Source organism: Nonomuraea bangladeshensis, assembly GCF_039529455.1.
Taxonomy (GTDB): Bacteria; Actinomycetota; Actinomycetes; order Streptosporangiales; family Streptosporangiaceae; genus Nonomuraea; species Nonomuraea bangladeshensis.
Genome location: NZ_BAAAMV010000010.1, coordinates 133,754 through 149,776, shown reverse-complemented (window position 1 = coordinate 149,776; position 16,023 = coordinate 133,754). Strand labels below are relative to the sequence as shown.

General features: G+C 73.6%; 19 protein-coding genes. 12 read left to right on the top strand and 7 right to left on the bottom strand.

The genetic code is table 11. The features are described 5' to 3' along the window. Positions 1-71 precede the first annotated feature (71 nt). The 4 genes from ABD292_RS33255 to ABD292_RS33240 all read left to right on the top strand — a co-directional run bounded on the left by ABD292_RS33255 (position 72) and on the right by ABD292_RS33240 (position 4,387). Positions 72-1,163, top strand: coding sequence for a FecCD family ABC transporter permease (locus ABD292_RS33255; protein ID WP_344214364.1), 1,092 nt, complete (start codon positions 72-74; stop codon positions 1,161-1,163). Continuing rightward, complete coding sequence (locus tag ABD292_RS33250; RefSeq protein ID WP_344214362.1) at positions 1,160-2,167, top strand: FecCD family ABC transporter permease; 1,008 nt, start codon at positions 1,160-1,162, stop codon at positions 2,165-2,167. The genes ABD292_RS33255 and ABD292_RS33250 overlap by 4 nt, the downstream gene beginning before the upstream one ends. After that, the gene (locus tag ABD292_RS33245) at positions 2,167-2,973 is read left to right on the top strand and encodes an ABC transporter ATP-binding protein (RefSeq protein ID WP_344214360.1); all 807 of its coding nucleotides are present in this window, start codon (positions 2,167-2,169) and stop codon (positions 2,971-2,973) included. Before ABD292_RS33250 ends, ABD292_RS33245 begins: the two co-directional genes overlap by 1 nt. Before the next feature lie 118 nt (positions 2,974-3,091). Further along, a complete protein-coding gene (locus ABD292_RS33240) occupies positions 3,092-4,387 on the top strand; it encodes an FAD-dependent oxidoreductase (RefSeq protein ID WP_344214358.1) in 1,296 nt (431 codons plus the stop codon). Here the strand turns inward: ABD292_RS33240 and ABD292_RS33235 are convergent. Beyond that, complete coding sequence (locus ABD292_RS33235; RefSeq protein ID WP_344214356.1) at positions 4,338-5,591, bottom strand: ArgE/DapE family deacylase; 1,254 nt, start codon at positions 5,589-5,591, stop codon at positions 4,338-4,340. The two genes, ABD292_RS33240 and ABD292_RS33235, sit on opposite strands and share 50 nt — an antisense overlap. A gap of 38 nt (positions 5,592-5,629) precedes the next feature. Here ABD292_RS33235 and ABD292_RS33230 point away from each other — a divergent pair, with 38 nt between their 5' ends. Next, entirely contained in the window at positions 5,630-6,577 is a 948-nt protein-coding gene (locus ABD292_RS33230) for an endonuclease/exonuclease/phosphatase family protein (protein ID WP_344214354.1), read from the top strand. A gap of 49 nt (positions 6,578-6,626) precedes the next feature. Then, complete coding sequence (locus tag ABD292_RS33225; protein ID WP_020544392.1) at positions 6,627-6,947, top strand: GroES family chaperonin; 321 nt, start codon at positions 6,627-6,629, stop codon at positions 6,945-6,947. An 8-nt stretch (positions 6,948-6,955) separates the two neighbouring features. On the opposite strand, the gene ABD292_RS33220 is transcribed toward ABD292_RS33225, so the two are convergent. Further along, positions 6,956-7,411: a TIGR02611 family protein gene (locus ABD292_RS33220; RefSeq protein WP_344214351.1), complete on the bottom strand. Its 456-nt coding sequence runs from the start codon at positions 7,409-7,411 to the stop codon at positions 6,956-6,958. A gap of 161 nt (positions 7,412-7,572) precedes the next feature. Between ABD292_RS33220 and ABD292_RS33215 the strand changes: the two genes are divergently transcribed. Further along, positions 7,573-8,481, top strand: coding sequence for a phosphotriesterase family protein (locus ABD292_RS33215; protein WP_344214349.1), 909 nt, complete (start codon positions 7,573-7,575; stop codon positions 8,479-8,481). A gap of 6 nt (positions 8,482-8,487) precedes the next feature. On the opposite strand, the gene ABD292_RS33210 is transcribed toward ABD292_RS33215, so the two are convergent. Continuing rightward, positions 8,488-9,195, bottom strand: a complete 708-nt coding sequence (locus tag ABD292_RS33210) for a class I SAM-dependent methyltransferase (protein ID WP_344214347.1) — start codon at positions 9,193-9,195, stop codon at positions 8,488-8,490. 83 nt (positions 9,196-9,278) lie between these two features. Between ABD292_RS33210 and ABD292_RS33205 the strand changes: the two genes are divergently transcribed. Together ABD292_RS33205 and ABD292_RS33200 are read left to right on the top strand one after the other, a co-directional pair. Further along, positions 9,279-10,211, top strand: a complete 933-nt coding sequence (locus ABD292_RS33205; protein ID WP_344214345.1) for a sensor histidine kinase — start codon at positions 9,279-9,281, stop codon at positions 10,209-10,211. After that, complete coding sequence (locus ABD292_RS33200) at positions 10,208-10,888, top strand: response regulator transcription factor (protein ID WP_344214343.1); 681 nt, start codon at positions 10,208-10,210, stop codon at positions 10,886-10,888. Before ABD292_RS33205 ends, ABD292_RS33200 begins: the two co-directional genes overlap by 4 nt. Here ABD292_RS33200 and secY read toward each other — a convergent pair. Then, complete coding sequence (secY, locus tag ABD292_RS33195; RefSeq protein ID WP_344214341.1) at positions 10,869-12,188, bottom strand: preprotein translocase subunit SecY; 1,320 nt, start codon at positions 12,186-12,188, stop codon at positions 10,869-10,871. The two genes, ABD292_RS33200 and secY, sit on opposite strands and share 20 nt — an antisense overlap. 94 nt (positions 12,189-12,282) lie before the next feature. Here secY and ABD292_RS33190 point away from each other — a divergent pair, with 94 nt between their 5' ends. Further along, positions 12,283-12,855: a P-loop nucleotide/nucleoside kinase family protein gene (locus ABD292_RS33190; RefSeq protein WP_344214339.1), complete on the top strand. Its 573-nt coding sequence runs from the start codon at positions 12,283-12,285 to the stop codon at positions 12,853-12,855. Positions 12,856-12,882: 27 nt separating this feature from the next. On the opposite strand, the gene ABD292_RS33185 is transcribed toward ABD292_RS33190, so the two are convergent. Then, positions 12,883-13,665: a putative hydro-lyase gene (locus ABD292_RS33185; RefSeq protein WP_344214337.1), complete on the bottom strand. Its 783-nt coding sequence runs from the start codon at positions 13,663-13,665 to the stop codon at positions 12,883-12,885. A gap of 86 nt (positions 13,666-13,751) precedes the next feature. Here ABD292_RS33185 and ABD292_RS33180 point away from each other — a divergent pair, with 86 nt between their 5' ends. Further along, positions 13,752-15,383 carry a sodium:solute symporter family protein gene (locus ABD292_RS33180; RefSeq protein ID WP_344214336.1) on the top strand — a complete coding sequence of 544 codons (1,632 nt, stop codon included), beginning with the start codon at positions 13,752-13,754 and terminating at the stop codon, positions 15,381-15,383. Further along, the gene (locus ABD292_RS33175) at positions 15,380-15,541 is read left to right on the top strand and encodes a hypothetical protein (RefSeq protein ID WP_344214334.1); all 162 of its coding nucleotides are present in this window, start codon (positions 15,380-15,382) and stop codon (positions 15,539-15,541) included. The genes ABD292_RS33180 and ABD292_RS33175 overlap by 4 nt, the downstream gene beginning before the upstream one ends. 20 nt (positions 15,542-15,561) lie before the next feature. On the opposite strand, the gene ABD292_RS33170 is transcribed toward ABD292_RS33175, so the two are convergent. Further along, entirely contained in the window at positions 15,562-15,798 is a 237-nt protein-coding gene (locus tag ABD292_RS33170) for a hypothetical protein (protein ID WP_344214332.1), read from the bottom strand. After that, the gene (locus ABD292_RS33165; protein ID WP_344214330.1) at positions 15,795-16,022 is read right to left on the bottom strand and encodes a DUF6158 family protein; all 228 of its coding nucleotides are present in this window, start codon (positions 16,020-16,022) and stop codon (positions 15,795-15,797) included. The genes ABD292_RS33170 and ABD292_RS33165 overlap by 4 nt, the downstream gene beginning before the upstream one ends. Position 16,023 lies beyond the last annotated feature (1 nt).

The window sequence follows — 16,023 nt, the reverse complement described above, 5'->3', positions numbered from 1 at the left end:
GTTAGGCTTGCCTGGTTACCGAGCCATTAGATTAGCCTTGCCTAAGTTTGACCGTGACGGAAGGGGGTCGGGTGCGCCCGGCTGAGAACACGACGGCGAGGCGCGCGGCGCCGGGCCCGGACCCGGAGGCCGAGACGGACGCGTCCGTCGTGAGGCCCGCGTGGGCGCGGCCCCCGGTGCTGGTCGCCGGGCTCGTGGTCGTCGTGGCCGCGCTGGCCCTCATGGTGCTGGCGAGCATCGCGCTCGGGGCGCGGGCGGTGCCGTTCTCCACGGTGATCGACGCCTTCCTGGCCCCTGACGGCTCCAACGACCACACGGTCATCCGCGAGCTGCGCGTGCCGCGCACCCTGCTCGGCCTCGGCGTGGGCGCCACGCTCGGCCTGGCGGGCGCGCTCATGCAGAGCCTGACCCGCAACCCGCTCGCCGACCCCGGCCTGCTGGGCGTCAACGAGGGCGCGGCGCTCGGCGTCACGCTGGCGCTCGGGGTGTTCGGGCTCACCGACCCGGCGGTCTACGTGTGGTTCGCCTTCGGCGGGGCCGCGCTGGCCGCGGTCATGGTCTACGGCCTGGCCTCCAGCGGGCGGTCCGGGTCCGGGCCGGTCCGGCTCACGCTGGCCGGCGTCGCGCTCGGCATGGTCGCCACCGCGCTGTCGTCGGCGATCCTGCGCATGGACCAGCAGACCTTCGACCGGATGCGGTTCTGGCTGACCGGGTCGCTGGCCGGGCAGACCTCCGACGTGCTGGTCCGGCTGGCGCCGTTCATGGTCGCGGGGCTGGTGCTCGGCCTGGCGCTGGCCCGGCCGCTCAACGCGCTCGCGCTGGGCGACGACGCGGGCCGCGCGCTCGGCGTCTCCATCGGCCGCACCCGCGCGCTGACCGGCGTGGCCGTCACGCTGCTGTGTGGGGCGGCGACCGCGGCGGCCGGGCCGCTGTGGTTCGTGGGGCTCATCGTGCCGCACGCGGTGCGCGCCCTGGTGGGGCCGGACCAGCGGTGGGTGCTGCCGTACTCGGCGCTGGCCGCTCCGGTGCTGCTGCTCGGGGCGGACGTGGCAGGCCGGCTCATCGCCCGGCCGGGAGAGGTGCAGGTGGGAATCGTGTGGGCGGTGATCGGCGCGCCGATCTTCATCCTGCTGGCCCGGCGCAGGCGGGTGGCCGCGCTGTGAACGTCCGCGTCGGCCCCTTTTCGGTACGGCTCGCGCCCCGCGCCCTGGTCGTGGGCGTCTGCCTGATCCTGGTCGGTTTCGGGGTCACCGTGGCCGCGCTGTCCACGGGCGAGCTCGCCGTGCCCGCGGCCGACATCGTCAAGGCGCTGTTCGGCGAGGGCACGCCCGTCGCCGAGCTCATCGTGAGCAAGCTGCGCGCCCCGCGCGTGGTGACCGGGCTGCTGGTCGGGGCGGCGTTCGGGCTGAGCGGCGCGATCTTCCAGTCGCTCACCAGGAACCCGCTCGGCAGCCCCGACTTCATCGGCTTCACCGCCGGGGCCTCGACCGGCGGCATCCTCGCGGTGATCGCGGGCGGCTCGGCCATGACGATCGCGGGCGGCGCGCTGGCCGGGTGCGTGCTGACCGCCGCCCTCGTGTACGGGCTGGCCTTCCGCGGCGGCGTGCAGGGCTACCGGCTGGTCCTCGTCGGTATCGGGGCCAACGCGCTGCTGCTCGCGGTCAACTCCTACCTGCTGACCCGGGCCAACATCAACGACGCGGCCACCGCCGGGGCCTGGCTGACCGGCAGCCTCGGCGGGCGCGGCTGGGAGCACGCGAGGCCGGTGGGGCTGGCGCTGGCCGTGCTGGTGCCGGTGTGCGTGGCCCTGTCCCGCCCGATGCGCATGCTGGAGATGGGTGACGACGCGGCCAAGGCCATGGGCATCAGGGTCGAGCCGGTGCGCGCGGTCGCGATCGCGGCCGGCGTGCTGCTGTCCGGCGTGGCGACCGCCGCGGCCGGCCCGGTCATCTTCGTCGCGCTGGCCGCTCCGCAGCTCGCCCGGCGGATCACCCGCTCCCCCGGCGTCACCTTGGGCGCCTCGGCGCTGATGGGCGCCGTGCTGCTGACCGGCGCCGACCTCGCCGCCCAGCGGCTGCTCGCGCCCACCCAGCTACCCGTCGGGGTGCTGACCGCCGCCATCGGCGGCACGTACCTCGCCCTGCTTCTGCGAAAGGACCGCCACTGATGCCCGATGTACGCCTGTCCGGCACCGGCCTCACCCTCGCCTACGACCAGCGGGTCGTGGCCACGGACCTCAGCGTGGCGATCCCCGACGAGTCCTTCACCGTGATCATCGGCCCGAACGCGTGCGGCAAGTCCACCCTGCTGCGCGCGCTGGCCCGGATGCTCAAGCCCAAGGCGGGCGCCGTCCACCTGGATGGCGGCGTGATCACCTCGCTGCCGTCGAAGGAGGTCGCGCGCCGGCTCGGGCTGCTGCCGCAGACCTCGATCGTGCCGGACGGCATCACCGTGGCCGACCTGGTGGCCCGGGGCCGCTACCCGCACCAGAAGCTCATGCGGCAGTGGTCGAAGGCCGACGAGGTGGCCGTCACCGAGGCGATGCGCGCCACGGACGTCGCCGAGCTGGCCGACCGCATCGTGGACGAGCTGTCCGGCGGGCAGCGGCAGCGGGTGTGGCTGGCCATGGCGCTGGCGCAGGAGACGCCGATCCTGCTGCTGGACGAGCCGACCACGTTCCTGGACATCTCCCACCAGATCGAGGTGCTCGACCTCTGCGCCGACCTGCACGAGGAGGGCCGCACGATGGTGGCGGTGCTGCACGACCTGAACCAGGCGTGCCGGTACGCGACCCACCTCATCGTCATGCGCGCCGGCCGGGTCGTGGCGCAGGGCGACCCCGGCGAGATCGTCACCCCCGAGCTGGTCCACGAGGTCTTCGACCTGCGCTGCGAGATCATCGTCGATCCGCAGTCGGGCACCCCGCTCATCGTGCCGGAGGCGCGCCGCCGGGTGTCCGCCCCCGCCGGCTGACCGGAGCCGGGCTTCCCTTCTGGATGGAACGTCGCGGAACGCACCAAAAGACGTGGAACGGTGCCGCCGCACGGGCGACCCTTCTGCCGACGTCCACACGACCTCAGGGGGAAGACCCATGGACCACGCCGTCGTCATCGGCGCCAGCATGGCGGGACTGCTCTCCGCCGCCGCACTGCACCGCCTGTTCGCCAAGGTCACGGTGCTCGACCGGGACACGCTGCCCGCAGCGGACGCCCATCGCAAGGGCACCGCGCAGAGCCGCCACGCCCACGGCCTGCTCTCCAGGGGCTGCGCGACCATGAACGAACTGCTGCCCGGCATCTCGGCCGAGCTGATCGCGCGGGGCGCGCTGCCGTGCGACGCCATGAACCAGGGCCGTAACATCCACGACGGGCACCGGCTGGCCCGCGGCGCCGGCGGCGTGCTGAACGGCCTGCTGGTGAGCCGGCCGCTGCTCGAAGGCCAGGTGAGACGCCGGGTCGCGGCCATGCCGGGGATCCGGGTGGCGGACGGCCGCGCGGTCACCGGCCTGCTCGCCAAGGAGGGCCGGGTCACCGGCGTACGGCTGGCCGGCGGCGAGCCGCTGCCCGCCGACCTCGTCGTGGACGCCTCCGGCCGGGGCTCGCGCACCCCGCACTGGCTCGGCGAGCTGGGCTACCGGCCGCCCCACGAGGAGCGCATGGCCCTCGACCTGCGCTACAGCACCCGCGAGTTCCGCCGCCGCCCGGGCGACCTGGACGGCGACCTGCTCGTCATCATCGGCCCCACGCCGGAGCGCCCGCGGTTCGGCGTGGCGCTGGCGCTGGAGGGCGACCGCTGGATCGTCACGATGGGCGGCTACGGCGACGCCCCCGGCCCCGCCCTGCCGGAGTTCACCGCGTTCGCGGACACGCTGCCCGCCCCCGACCTGCGGCACCTGCTCGCGACCGCCGAGCCGGTCGGGGAGCCGCGGGCCTACCACACCCCGGCCGGCATCCGGCGGCGCTACGAGCGGCTGGCCCGCTTCCCCGAGGGGCTGCTGGTGACCGGCGACGCCGTGTGCGCGTTCAACCCGCTCTACGGGCAGGGCATGACGGTGGCCGCACTGGAGGCGAAGGTCCTGCTGGAGGCGGAGCTGACGCCGCGGGCGTTCTTCCGGCGGATCGCGCGGATCGTGGACGCCCCCTGGGAGATCACCGTCGGCGGCGACCTGAAGCTGCCCGTGGTCGCGGGTGAGCCGTCGCCGCGGGTGCGGATGGTCAACGCCTATCTGGGGCGCTTCCTCGCCGCCGCGGCGCACGATCCCGAGCTGGCCAGGCGGTTCCTGCGGGTGGCGCATCTGTACGACCCGCCGCCGGCGCTGATGAAACCGCCCGCGCTGCTCAAAGTGCTCCGCAGCGGCGCACCACGAGCAGTGCCAGTGCCCGCGTGACCGCGCGCAGCTCGCCCAGGTCCACCTGCTCCCTGGGGGCGTGCGCGTACCGTACGTCCCCGGGGCCGTAGTGCAGGGTCGGGATGCCGCCGGCCGCGTACAGGCGCAGGTCGCTGCCGTAGGGGGCGGCCGACTCCGCCGGGCGCGCGCCGGTCACGTCGGCGACCGCCCCCGCGACCTGGCCGAGCAGCTCGTGCCCGGCCGGCAGCCGCCCGCTGGCGAACTGGCCGCCCGGCCAGGTCACCGTGGGCGGGTTGTCCCGCAGCCACGGGTGCGCGACCCCGGCGACCGCCTCCTCGAACGCCGCCCGCGCCGCCGCCGGGTCCTCGTCCAGCCGCACGCCCAGCCGGCCCTCGGCGACCAGCAGGTCGGGCACGGTGCTGGCCCAGTCGCCCGCGCGTACGACGCCGATCTCGATCGGGTAGGGCATCGGGTTGCCGCCGAACAGCTCGTGCGCGTCCCGGTTGCGCTCGGCCTCCAGCCGCCTGATCGCCTCGAACACCGGCCAGAACGCCTCGACCGCGTTGACCCCCTCGTAGCGGGTCGCGCCGTGCGCGGCCCGGCCGGCGATCTCCAGCCGGAAGGTCAGCGCGCCCGCGTTCGCCGTGATGACCGCGCCGCTGGTCGGCTCGGTGATGACCGCCGCCTCGGCGGTGTGGCCGCGCGCCAGGGTGGCGAACGCGCCGAGGCCGCCGTCCTCCTCGCTGATCACGCAGTGCACCGCGAGCGGCCTGGCCAGCCGCACCCCCGCCCGGCGCACGGCCCGCGCCACGGCCAGGTTGGCGACCAGGCCGGCCTTCATGTCGCAGGCGCCCCGGCCGTACAGCACGTCGCCCTCGATCCGGGCCGAGAACGGGTCGCTGCCCGCCCACTTGGCCAGGTCGCCGGTGGGCACGACGTCCACGTGGCCCTGGAGCGCCAGCGCCGGCGGGCCCTCGCCCGGGGTCACGGCGGCGACGCCGTAGCCCTCGGAGCGCGGGGCCTCGATGCCCGGGAAGCCGGGCCTGGCGGTGAGGCCGGGCAGGTCGAGCTTCCACACGTCCACGTCCATGCCCGCCTCGTCGAGCAGGCGGGCGAAGCGGTGCTGCAGCTCGGACTCGGCGTCGGTGCCGGTGACGCTGGGGACGCGTACGGTCTCGGCGAGCAGGCTGACGGTCTCGGCCTCGTCGATGGCGTCGAGGACCCTGGCTTCCACGTCGTGCATGGAGCACACCCTAGGGCAGTGAACCCCTCGCGGGCCTCATGGCGATACAGGTCGTGCGGACGTGGATGAGCTGGATCGCGGTGACGCCCTTCGTCCTGTGGGCCGCGGTGCGGGTGAGCGGGTTCGAGCCGGACTGGCCGTGGGTGCCGGTGGTGGCGTACACGCCGTACGCGGCCGGGGCGGCGGCGCTGGGCGGGCTGCTCGCGCTGGCGCTGCGCCGGCCGGTCGCGGTCGGGGCGGCGTTCTGGGCGCTGGTGGTGCTGGGCGCGGCGGTGCTGCCGCGCGCCCTGTCCGACGGCAACCCGGCGGCCGGCGGGCCCGCGCTGCGCGTGCTGGCCGCCAACCTGCTGGTGGGGCGGGCCGACACGGCGGAGCTGATGGGCCTGGTCCGGCGGCTGCGGCCGGACGTGCTGACCCTCCAGGAGTTCACGCCCGGCGCGATGCGGCGGCTGGAGGAGGCGGGGGTGCGCGAGGCGCTGCCGTACGCGGTGACGCGGGCCCGCGAGGGCGTCGGCGGGTCCGCCGTGTACGCCCGGCACCCCCTCACCGCCGGACGGGCGATCTCGCTGGGCGGGTTCGGGCAGGCCAGGGCGTGGCTGCGGCATCCCGGCGGGACCCGGGTGGAGATCGTCTCGGTGCACCCGTGCGCGCCCAAACGGTACGGCCGCCAGCCCTGCTGGGAGGACGGGCTGGACGCGCTGCCGCGCGGGGGCGGCGCGCTGCGGGTGCTGGCCGGGGACTTCAACGCCACGCTCGACCATCTGCCGATGCGCGAGCTGCTCGCGTCCGGCTACCGGGACGCGGCCGACGTCATGGGCCGGGGGCTCACCGCCACCTGGCCGCAGGAGGGGTCGCAGCAGCGGCTGCCCGGGGTGGCGATCGATCACGTGCTGGCCGACGGGCGGATGGCGGTGCGCGACTTCGCGGTGCTCTCGCTCGGCCGCACCGACCACCGCCCGGTCTTCGCCGAGCTCGCCCTGCCCTGATCGGCTTCCGGAAGGCGTTCGCGGGGGCGGCTGCTCATAGACTTGAGCCGTGGAACAGCCCAAGTTCGAGATTCAGATGCTGCACGACCGGGTCATGATCAAGCTGGAGGCGGAGGCGGAGGAGCGGCGCAGCGGCTCAGGCATCGTCATCCCGGCCACGGTCAAGCTGGCCAACCGGCTGGCGTGGGGCGAGGTGTGCGGCGTCGGGACGAACGTCCGCGCGGTCAAGGTGGGCGACAAGGTGCTGTTCAACCCGGAGGACCAGTTCGAGGTCGAGGTGCACGCCCAGGTCTATCTCGTGATGCGCGAGCGCGACCTGCACGCGGTGGCCACCCAGGAGACCGACCACGGCACCGGCCTCTACCTCTGATCCGGAGCTCAGACGAAGCGCTGGGCCAGCTCGATCACGTCGACGCCGATCGTGCGCAGCCCGAAGTAGACGATCACGGCGGCCGAGGCCACGGTGACGAGCAGCACGACGATGCGGACGGTCCAGCCCTGGCGCTTGTACCACTGCGTCCAGGCGTGCAGCGTGCGCTTGCCGAACTCCAGCAGCTTGTGCGCCCAGTGGAACTCCGTGGCCAGCACGGCGAGGCCCGCGAAGACCACGAGCCAGCCGGGGCCGGGGAAGGGCACCATGATGAGCCCGCCCACGACCATGATCGTCCCGATGACGCCGACCACGATCTTCAGCGTCATCGCGCCGGTGCGGGTGGCCCGGATGCCGTCCAGCCAGCCGTGCAGGCCGCCGCGGCGTTCGGGCATGTCGGAACGGGCGGCGGCCGCGTCCTTGATCAGGTCGGCTTCGCCGGTGTCGGTGTTCTGGGTCGGCACAGATTCCCCCGGGCAGTCGGTCTGCCATTCAGGATACGGGTCCGGCGCCGTGATTCACTTGCAAACGACTAGCAGTGCACTAAACACGACAAACCGTAAAATTTCCGGCTTGATCCCGCCGCTGATCAGCTTCTTCCGGCAAATATCGGTTAATGTCTCCTATGCCCGAAGTCCTGCTCCGTACCGTCACCGGCCCCGTACGAGCCGCGGCCGTCACCGGCGCCGTACTCCCCCACGAGCACCTGCGCACCGACCTGCGCTGGGGCGTGGGCGTCGACTCCGACCCGCACCGCTGGCTCGACGAGGAGCAGGCCGTCACCGCCGAGCTGCGCGAGCTGCGCCAGTCCGACGAGCTCGGGCTCGTGGTGGACCTGACCTGCATGGGCATGGGCCGCGACGCCGCGTCCCTGGCCCGCGTCGCGGCGGGCGCCCGGGTGCCGGTCATCGCCTCGACCGGGCTGTTCGCCGAGCCGTTCGCGGGCGTACGCGAGGAAGGCGTCGAGGAGCTCACCCGGCGGCTCATGCACGAGATCTCCAGCGGCCTCGACGGCACCGGCGTCTTCCCCGGCGTCATCGGCGAGATCGGCTCCTGGGGCCCCGAGCCGACGCCGCGCGAGGAGCGGTGCCTGATCGCCGCCGCCCACGCCGCCCTCCAGTCCCGGCTGCCCGTCGCCACGCACGGACGCAACGCCCCGGCCCTGCTGGAGATCCTGCTCGGCCGCGGCCTGCCGGCGGCGCGAGTGGCCGTCGGCTACGCGGGCACCGACCTGGGCGCCGCCCGCAAGATCGCCGAAGCGGGCGCGTACGTGAGCCTCGCCGCCCTCGGCCTCGGCGCCGACCAGGCGGCCAGGATCGCGCTCGCCCTCATCGAGGACGGCCACGCCGAGCGCCTGCTGCTCAGCACGGGCCTCAGCCGGGTCGCCCAGCTCCGCAAGTACGACGGCCACGGGTACGCCCACCTGTTCCACGCCCTGCTGCCGCGCCTGCGCGAGGCGGGCACCGCCGAGGACACGATCCGCCTCATCACCCGCGACAACCCCCTCCGCTGGCTGACCTCCGGCTCCGCCTGACCGCGCTCACGCCCTCAGCGCGAACAGCAGGAACTGTGCCCTGCGGGAGAGGCCGCGGTAGGCGTCGGGGGCGATCTCGGCCGCCTCGGGCAGGGGGTCGGGCTCGACGATGTCCTCGACCGTGAGCCCCGCGTCCCGGAACGCCGCCAGCATGGCCCGCAGCGGACGGTGCCAGAACCGCATGGCCATCGTCCGGCCGCCGCGCTCCCAGGCGTCCGTGTACGCGTACGTGCCGAGGTAGTCGTCGCTGCCGCTGATCCGCATGTCCATGAAGGGGTGGTGGGTGGACAGCACCACCCGGCCGCCGGGCGCGAGCACCCTGGCGAACTCACGCAAGGTCGGCTCCCACGCCTCCAGGTAGTGCATGACCAGCGATGACAGCACCAGGTCGAACGCGCCGCCAGGGAACGGGAGCGGGCGGCTCAGGTCGGCCTGCAGCAGGGGCACGCCGGGGCCGAGCCGCTCGCGCGCGAGGGCGAGCAGGCCGGCGCTGAGGTCGACGCCCGTGACGGCGGCGCCACGGGCGATCAGCTCGGCGGCATGCGCCCCCGCCCCGCAGCCGGCGTCCAGCACGCGCAGCCCGGCGACCTCGCCGGCCAGGGACAGGATCGCCGGGCGTTCGTAGAGGTCGTTGTAGGGGCTGATCTCGTTGTCGCTGGCGTACGAACGGGCGAACCCGTCGTAGTCGTTATATTTCACCTTTGCGTGCGTCACGTCGTAGAAGCTATCCATGGCGGCTCCGACCGCGTCGCGGGCCATTAGGATCTGGGCTACGCGAGCCTCGGGCCGGGTGGGGGATGGAGACTGAGCACACGCACGGGAACGTGCACCAGCGCGGCGGCGGGCGGCTGCGGGGGCCGTTGTCCGCGCTGACGCGGTTGCGGCGGGCGGGTGACATCCCGGTCGTCGTGATGCTGGCGTGGGCGGGCTGGCTGGCGGTTCCGTGGTCCTTCTCCGGCCTCGCCCAGGCCAGGGCGGCGGCCGCCGCTGCCGCCGCCGACGCCGAGCCGCCCCGGCTGGAAACCCTCGCCACCGGCACCGCGCCCCTGTCCGCCGGCGTCGCGCGGGTCGCGTGGGGGCTCCCCGCCATCTCCGCCCCGCGGCTCCCCACCGTGCTTGCGGCGGAGGGCACTGCCGAGCGGGCGATCGCGGCCGAGCGGGCGCGGATCGCCGGGGAGGTGCATGACGCCGCCGGGCACGGCCTGGCGGCGATCGCCATGCAGGCCGGGCTCGCGCTCGTGACCCTCGACGACGACCCCGAGCAGACGCGGGCGTCCCTGCGGGCGATCAAGGAGACGAGCACGGCCGCGCTGGCCCAGCTCCGCGCCGCGCTCGACGGCATCGACCCGCCCGCGGGCGACCTGGCGGCCCTGATCGACGGCGTACGCGCCGCGGGCCTGCCGGTGGACGTCGAGCCCGCTGGCCTTCCCGTCCCCCCGCAGCTCCGCGACACCGTCTACCGGGTGGTCCGCGAGTCCCTCACCAACGTGCTGCGCCACGCGGGCCCGACCCGCGCCCTGGTCCGGATGACCGAAGCCCCCACCGCGTACGTCCTGGAGGTCGCCGACCGCGGCCCCGGCGCCGGACCGGCCGCCGAGGGGCGCGGCCTGCGGGGCATGCGCGCCCGCGTCACCGAGACGGGCGGCCAGTTCGCCGCCGGCCCGCGCGAGGGCGGCGGCTTCCAGGTGACCGCCCGCTTCCCCCACCCGCCGGATCGGGGACAGGCATGACCGAGCATGGAGCGGGCATCGCGGACATCCGGGTCGCGATCGCCGACGATCAGGCCGTCGTCCGGATGGGCCTGCGGGCGCTCCTGGAGCGGGAGCCGGGCATGGAGTGCGTCGGCGAGGCCGTGGACGGCGCGGCGGCCCTGGCCCTGGTCCGCAGGACGCGCCCCGACGTGCTGCTGCTCGACATCCGCATGCCCGGCATGGACGGCCTGGCCGCGCTGCGCGCGATGGCGGAGGACCCGGAGCTGCGCGGCACCAGGATCGTGGTCGTCACGACGTTCGCCGTCGACGAGTACGTCTTCGCCGCCCTCCAGGCCGGCGCCAGCGGCTTCGTGCTCAAGGACAGCGCCCCCGACGAGCTGGTCAACGCCGTACGGGTGGTCGCCGCCGGGGAGGCGCTGCTGTCCCCGGCGATCACCAGGAAGGTCATCGGGCTGTTCGGCCGGCACGGCACGGAGCCGGTCGAGGGCATCGCCACGCTCACCCCGCGCGAGCGGGAGCTGGCGGCCTGGGTGGCGACCGGCCGGTCGAACGAGGAGATCGCGAAGGAGCTGGTGATCAGCCCCGACACGGTCCGCACCCACGTCAGCCGGGCCATGGTGAAGCTGCGGGCCCGTGACCGGGCGCAGCTCGTCGTGTTCGCGATGCGCGCCGGGCTCACGCTGCCGCCGGCTTGACCGGCTTGACCGGCTTGCGCAGGAACCCCTCGTAGTCGCGCTGCTGGAGCTGGGCCTCGATCTGCTTGACGGTCTCCAGCCCGACCCCCACCATGATCAGCACGCTGGTCCCGCCGAAGGGGAAGTTCTGCTGCGTGCCGGGGTCCCGCAGGACCGCGAACGCCACCAGCGGCAGCAGCGCGAGCACCGCCAGGTAGACGGCCCCGGGCGCGGTCAGCCGGGACAGCACGTACGCCAGGTGCCGCGCCGTGGGCTTCCCCGGCCGCAGCCCCGGCACGAACCCGCCGTGCCGCCGGATGCCGTCGGCCACCTCGTCCGGGTTGAAGGTGATCGACACGTAGAAGTAGGCGAAGGCGGCGACGAGCAGCGCGTACACGCTCATGTAGAGCGGGTGCGCCCCTGCGGCGAGGTTGCGCTCCACCCACCCCTGCGCCCCGTCGCCGAGCAGCGGCGCCGCCAGCGCGGGCAGGTAGAGCAGCGACGAGGTGAAGATGACCGGCACGATCCCCGCCTGGTTGACCTTGAGCGGGATGTACGAGCCGCCCCCGCCGTACGCCCGCCGCCCCACCGGCCGCGCGTACCGGATCGGGACCCGGCGCTGCGCCTGCTCGACGAAGATCACGGCCGCCACCAGGAACAGCCCGGCCACCACCATCACCACGGCCCCGGCCGGCGTCAGCACGAAGATCTTCGACATGTACCCGGGGAAGACGGCCACGACCTGCGTGAACATCAGCAGCGACATGCCGTTCCCGACCCCCCGGCCGGTGATCAGCTCGCCCAGCCACATGACCACGCACGCCCCGGCCACCATGGTCACGACGAGGACGGCCGACGGCAGCAGCCCGTCGTCCCGCAGCAACGGCCGGGGGCAGCCGGGCAGGAGCCCGCCGCCGCGGGCGAGCGCGACGACCGTGCCGGCGTTCAGCACGGCGAGGGCGACGGTCAGGTAGCGGGTGTACTGGGTGATCCTCGCCTGCCCGTTCTGCCCCTCCTTCCTGAGCGCCTCCAATCGCGGCACCACCACGGCGAGCAGTTGCATGACGATGCTGGCGGTGACGTACGGCATGACGCCGAGCGCGAACACCGACAGCTGCAGCATCGCGCCCCCGCTGAGCATCTGCGCCAGGTCGAACAGCCCTCCGGAGGCCGACCCGGCGCACGCGCGCACCACCGCCACGTCCACCCCGGGCGCGGGCACCACCTGCCCCAGCCGGAACAGCGCGACGATCGCGAGCGTGAACAGCAGCTTCCTGCGCAGCTCCGGAATCCGGAACGCCCTGGCGAAGACGGTCAGCATGGTCACCGAGTCTGTCCGCCGCGCCGGGGCCGGGTCGTCCGCCGTGGCGAGGCTCCGGCGTACGCGAATCCGCGTATCCCGTAGGTTGATCCCCATGAGCGCGGTGTGGGTGATCAGCGGGCCGCCGGGCGCGGGCAAGTCCACGGTGGCCGCCGAACTGCTCGCCCGCCTGTCCCCCGTGCCCGCCCTGCTCGACAAGGACACCGTCTACGGCGACTTCGTGGCCGAGGTCCTGCGCGCGCACGGCCGTCCCGGCGGCGAGCGCGAGGGCCCCTGGTACGACGAGCACGTCAAGCGCTTCGAGTACGCCGGCCTGACCCGGCTGGCCCGCCAGATCCGCGGCCACGGCTGCCCGGTGCTGCTCGACGGCCCGTTCACCACGCAGGTGCACGACGCGGAGCGGTGGGCGGAGTGGGTGGCGGAGCTGGGCGGCGCGCCGGTGCGGCTGCTGTGGGTGCGCTCCGACGGCCCGACGCTGCGCGCCCGTCTCACGGCCCGTGGCCACGCCAGGGACGCGGGCAAGCTGGCGGACTTCGCCCGCTACCTGCGCGACATCCGCGTGGACGAGCCGCCGGCGGTGCCACACCTGGAGATCGACAACCGGCCCGGCGCGCGGCCGGTCGCCGACCAGCTCACCGCGGCGGGCATCCGTCCGCCGGCCCGGTAGCCGCCGTCAGCCGCCTGGTAGTCGTCGTCAGCCCACGCGGTAGTCGTCGTCCCGCGCGTCCAGGATCGCCATGTGACCCGGCAGGTGGCCGATCGCGTACTCGACGCCGCTCGCCATGACCGCCGCCTGCGGCGTCACCCCGCACGCCCAGAACAGCGGCACCTCACCGGCGCGTACCTCGGCCGGGTCGCCGAAGTCCGGCCGGGCGAGGTCGCCGATGCCGAGCCCGGCGGGGTCGCCCACGTGCACGGGCGCGCCGTGCACGCGCGGGTAGCGGCCGCTCACCTCGACGGCGGTCCCGACCAGCTCCTCGGGCACCGGCCGCATCGACACCACCAGCGGCCCCGACAGGCGGCCGGCCGACCGGCAGGGGACGTTCGTGACGTACATCGGCACGTTCGTCCCCAGCTCCAGATGCCGTACGGGCACGCCCGCCGCCAGCAGCGCCCGCTCGAAGGTGAAACTGCACCCGATGAGGAACGGCACCAGGTCCTCGCGCCACTCCGCCGTCACCTCGCCGAGGTCGGCGACCGGCCGCCCGTCGCGGTAGAGCCGGTAGCCCGGCAGGTCGGTACGCAGGTCGCCGCCGAACAGCGCGGTCGACCACGCGCCCGGCTCCCCCACGTCGAGCACCGGGCAGGCGCGCGGGTTGTGGTGGGCGAACAGCAGCAGGTCGTAACGGAGCGCCGCCGGCACGGCGATGAGGTTGGCCTGCGTCCAGCCCCGGCACCAGCCGGCGGTGGGCGCCCGCTCGCCGGCGCGGAAGCGCTCCCGCGCCCGCGCGGGGCTCAGTTCGGCGACGTCCTCCACCCTTCGACAGTAGGTCGGCCCTGGTCATGTGGTCCACCGCGCGGATGGGCGTGAGTGCCGTGCTTTCCGGGGTAGCGGGTCTCGCCGTGCGGCTCGATGTGAACCTCCTCGACTATGTGCTCATCGCCCTCTACTTCGTGACCGTGCTCGCCATCGGCATCGCGGCCCGCAAACGGATCAGCTCCAGCCTGGACTTCTTCCTGGCCGGACGCGGCCTGCCGGCGTGGATCACCGGCCTCGCCTTCGTCTCGGCCAACCTGGGCGCGATCGAGATCCTGGGCATGGCGGCCAACGGCGCCCAGTACGGCGCGATGACCGTGCACTACTACTGGATCGGCGCGGTCCCGGCGATGGTGTTCCTCGGCATCGTGATGATGCCCTTCTACTACCGCTCCAAGGTGCGGAGCGTCCCCGAGTTCCTGCGCAGGCGGTTCAACGGCGCGACGCAGCTGCTGAACGCGATCACGTTCGCGGTGGCGCAGATCCTCATCGCCGGGGTGAACCTGTACGCGCTGGCGCTGGTGATGGAGCTGCTGCTGGGCTGGCCGCTGCCGGTGTCGGTGGTGGTGTCGGCGGTGATCGTGCTGTCGTACATCACCCTGGGCGGTCTCTCCTCGGCCATCTACAACGAGGTGCTGCAGTTCTTCGTCATCCTCGCCGGGCTGATCCCCCTGACCGTGCTCGGCCTGATCAAGGTGGGCGGGTTCAGCGGGCTGGCCGACAAGATCCGCCAGGGCCCGCTCGGCGAGCCCGGCCTGCACACCTGGGCCGACACCGCGGGCCAGAACCCGATGCAGGCGCACTGGATCGGCATCGTGTTCGGGCTCGGCTTCGTGCTGTCGTTCGGCTACTGGACGACGAACTTCGCCGAGATCCAGCGGGCCCTGTCGGCCAGGAACACGAACGCGGCCCGGCTGACGCCGATCGTGGCCGCGTTCCCGAAGATCTTCATCCCGCTGGTGACGGTGCTGCCCGGCATGATCGCGCTGGTGCTCTTCAGCGACCTCGGCAAGGGGCAGGCGTACAACTACTCGATCCCGCTGCTCATGCGGGACCTGCTGCCGAACGGCGTGCTCGGGATCGCGGTGACCGGGCTGCTGGCCTCGTTCATGGCGGGCATGGCGGCCAACATCAGCGGCTTCAACACCGTCTTCGCCAACGACATCTGGGCGGCGCACGTACGTCCCGGCCGCGACGACCGGCACTACCTCAAGGTGGGCAGGATCGCGACGGTGGCCGGCGTCGCGCTCGGCGTCGGGACGGCGTTCATCGCGGCCGGCTACTCCAACATCATGAACTACCTGCAGGCGCTGTTCTCGTTCTTCAACGCGCCGCTGTTCGCCACGTTCGTGGTCGGCCTGTTCTGGCGGCGGATGACGCCGTGGGCCGGTTTCTGGGGGTTGCTGTCCGGGACGCTGGCCGCGTTCGCGTCGTACGTGCTCTACAAGGCCGGGGTGATCGACTTCGGCACCGAGCTGAACGCCAGCTTCTGGGGCGCGGGCATCGCCTTCGCCGTGGACGTGCTGGTGTCCGTGGTGGTCACGCTGGTCACCACGCAGAAACCGGAGGAGGAGCTGCGCGGGCTCGTATGGGGGCTCAGCGCGGTGGACCTGGAGGACGACGCGCTGGCCGGTGACCGCAAGTGGTACCGGTCACCGGTCGTGCTGGGCGTGGGCGCGGTCGTGCTGGCCGCCGTGATGTACGGGGTGATTCTGTGAGCGACATCCGCATGGTGATCGGCGGGCTGTTCCTGGTCTACGGCGTGATCCTGATCGTCGCCGGCGTGGCAGGCGAGGCGGTGAACCTCTGGACCGGGCTGGCCATGGCCGTCTTCGGCGGGCTGTTCGTGGCCTGGGCCCGGGCCCGCCGCATCTGAACGGGCCCGGGCCGCTGATCTCAGTACTCGACCTCGAAGGTGTGGGGCCCCAGCCCGTACCCGTCGCCCCGGGGGACGACGTACCCCTCCTCGATGAGCGTCGCCAGGCTCGCCCGCAGCTCGTCCTCCTCCAGGCCTGAGGTGTGCACCAGCGTGTCGAGCCCGGCGCCGCCCGTCTCGACCGCGAGGGAGGCGACGGCCTCGTACACGTGGATGTCGACGTCGGACAGCTCCTGGACGTCGTGGCCCTCGGTCATGATCGCTGCCTCGCCCCCTCGCGCAGCCGCTCGGGATCCACCTCTCGGTCCGGGTACCTGCGCAGGTACTCGGACTCCAGCTCGTTCGTACGGGAGGTGTGGTGGGACAGGGCGTCGTCGGAGCCGTGGAAGAACGTGTCGCTCCGGGTGGTGTGGAGCTGGCGCAGCTCGCGGATCAGGTCGTCGTCGCTGAGCTGGGCCGGATCTATTCCCATCGTCGTCATG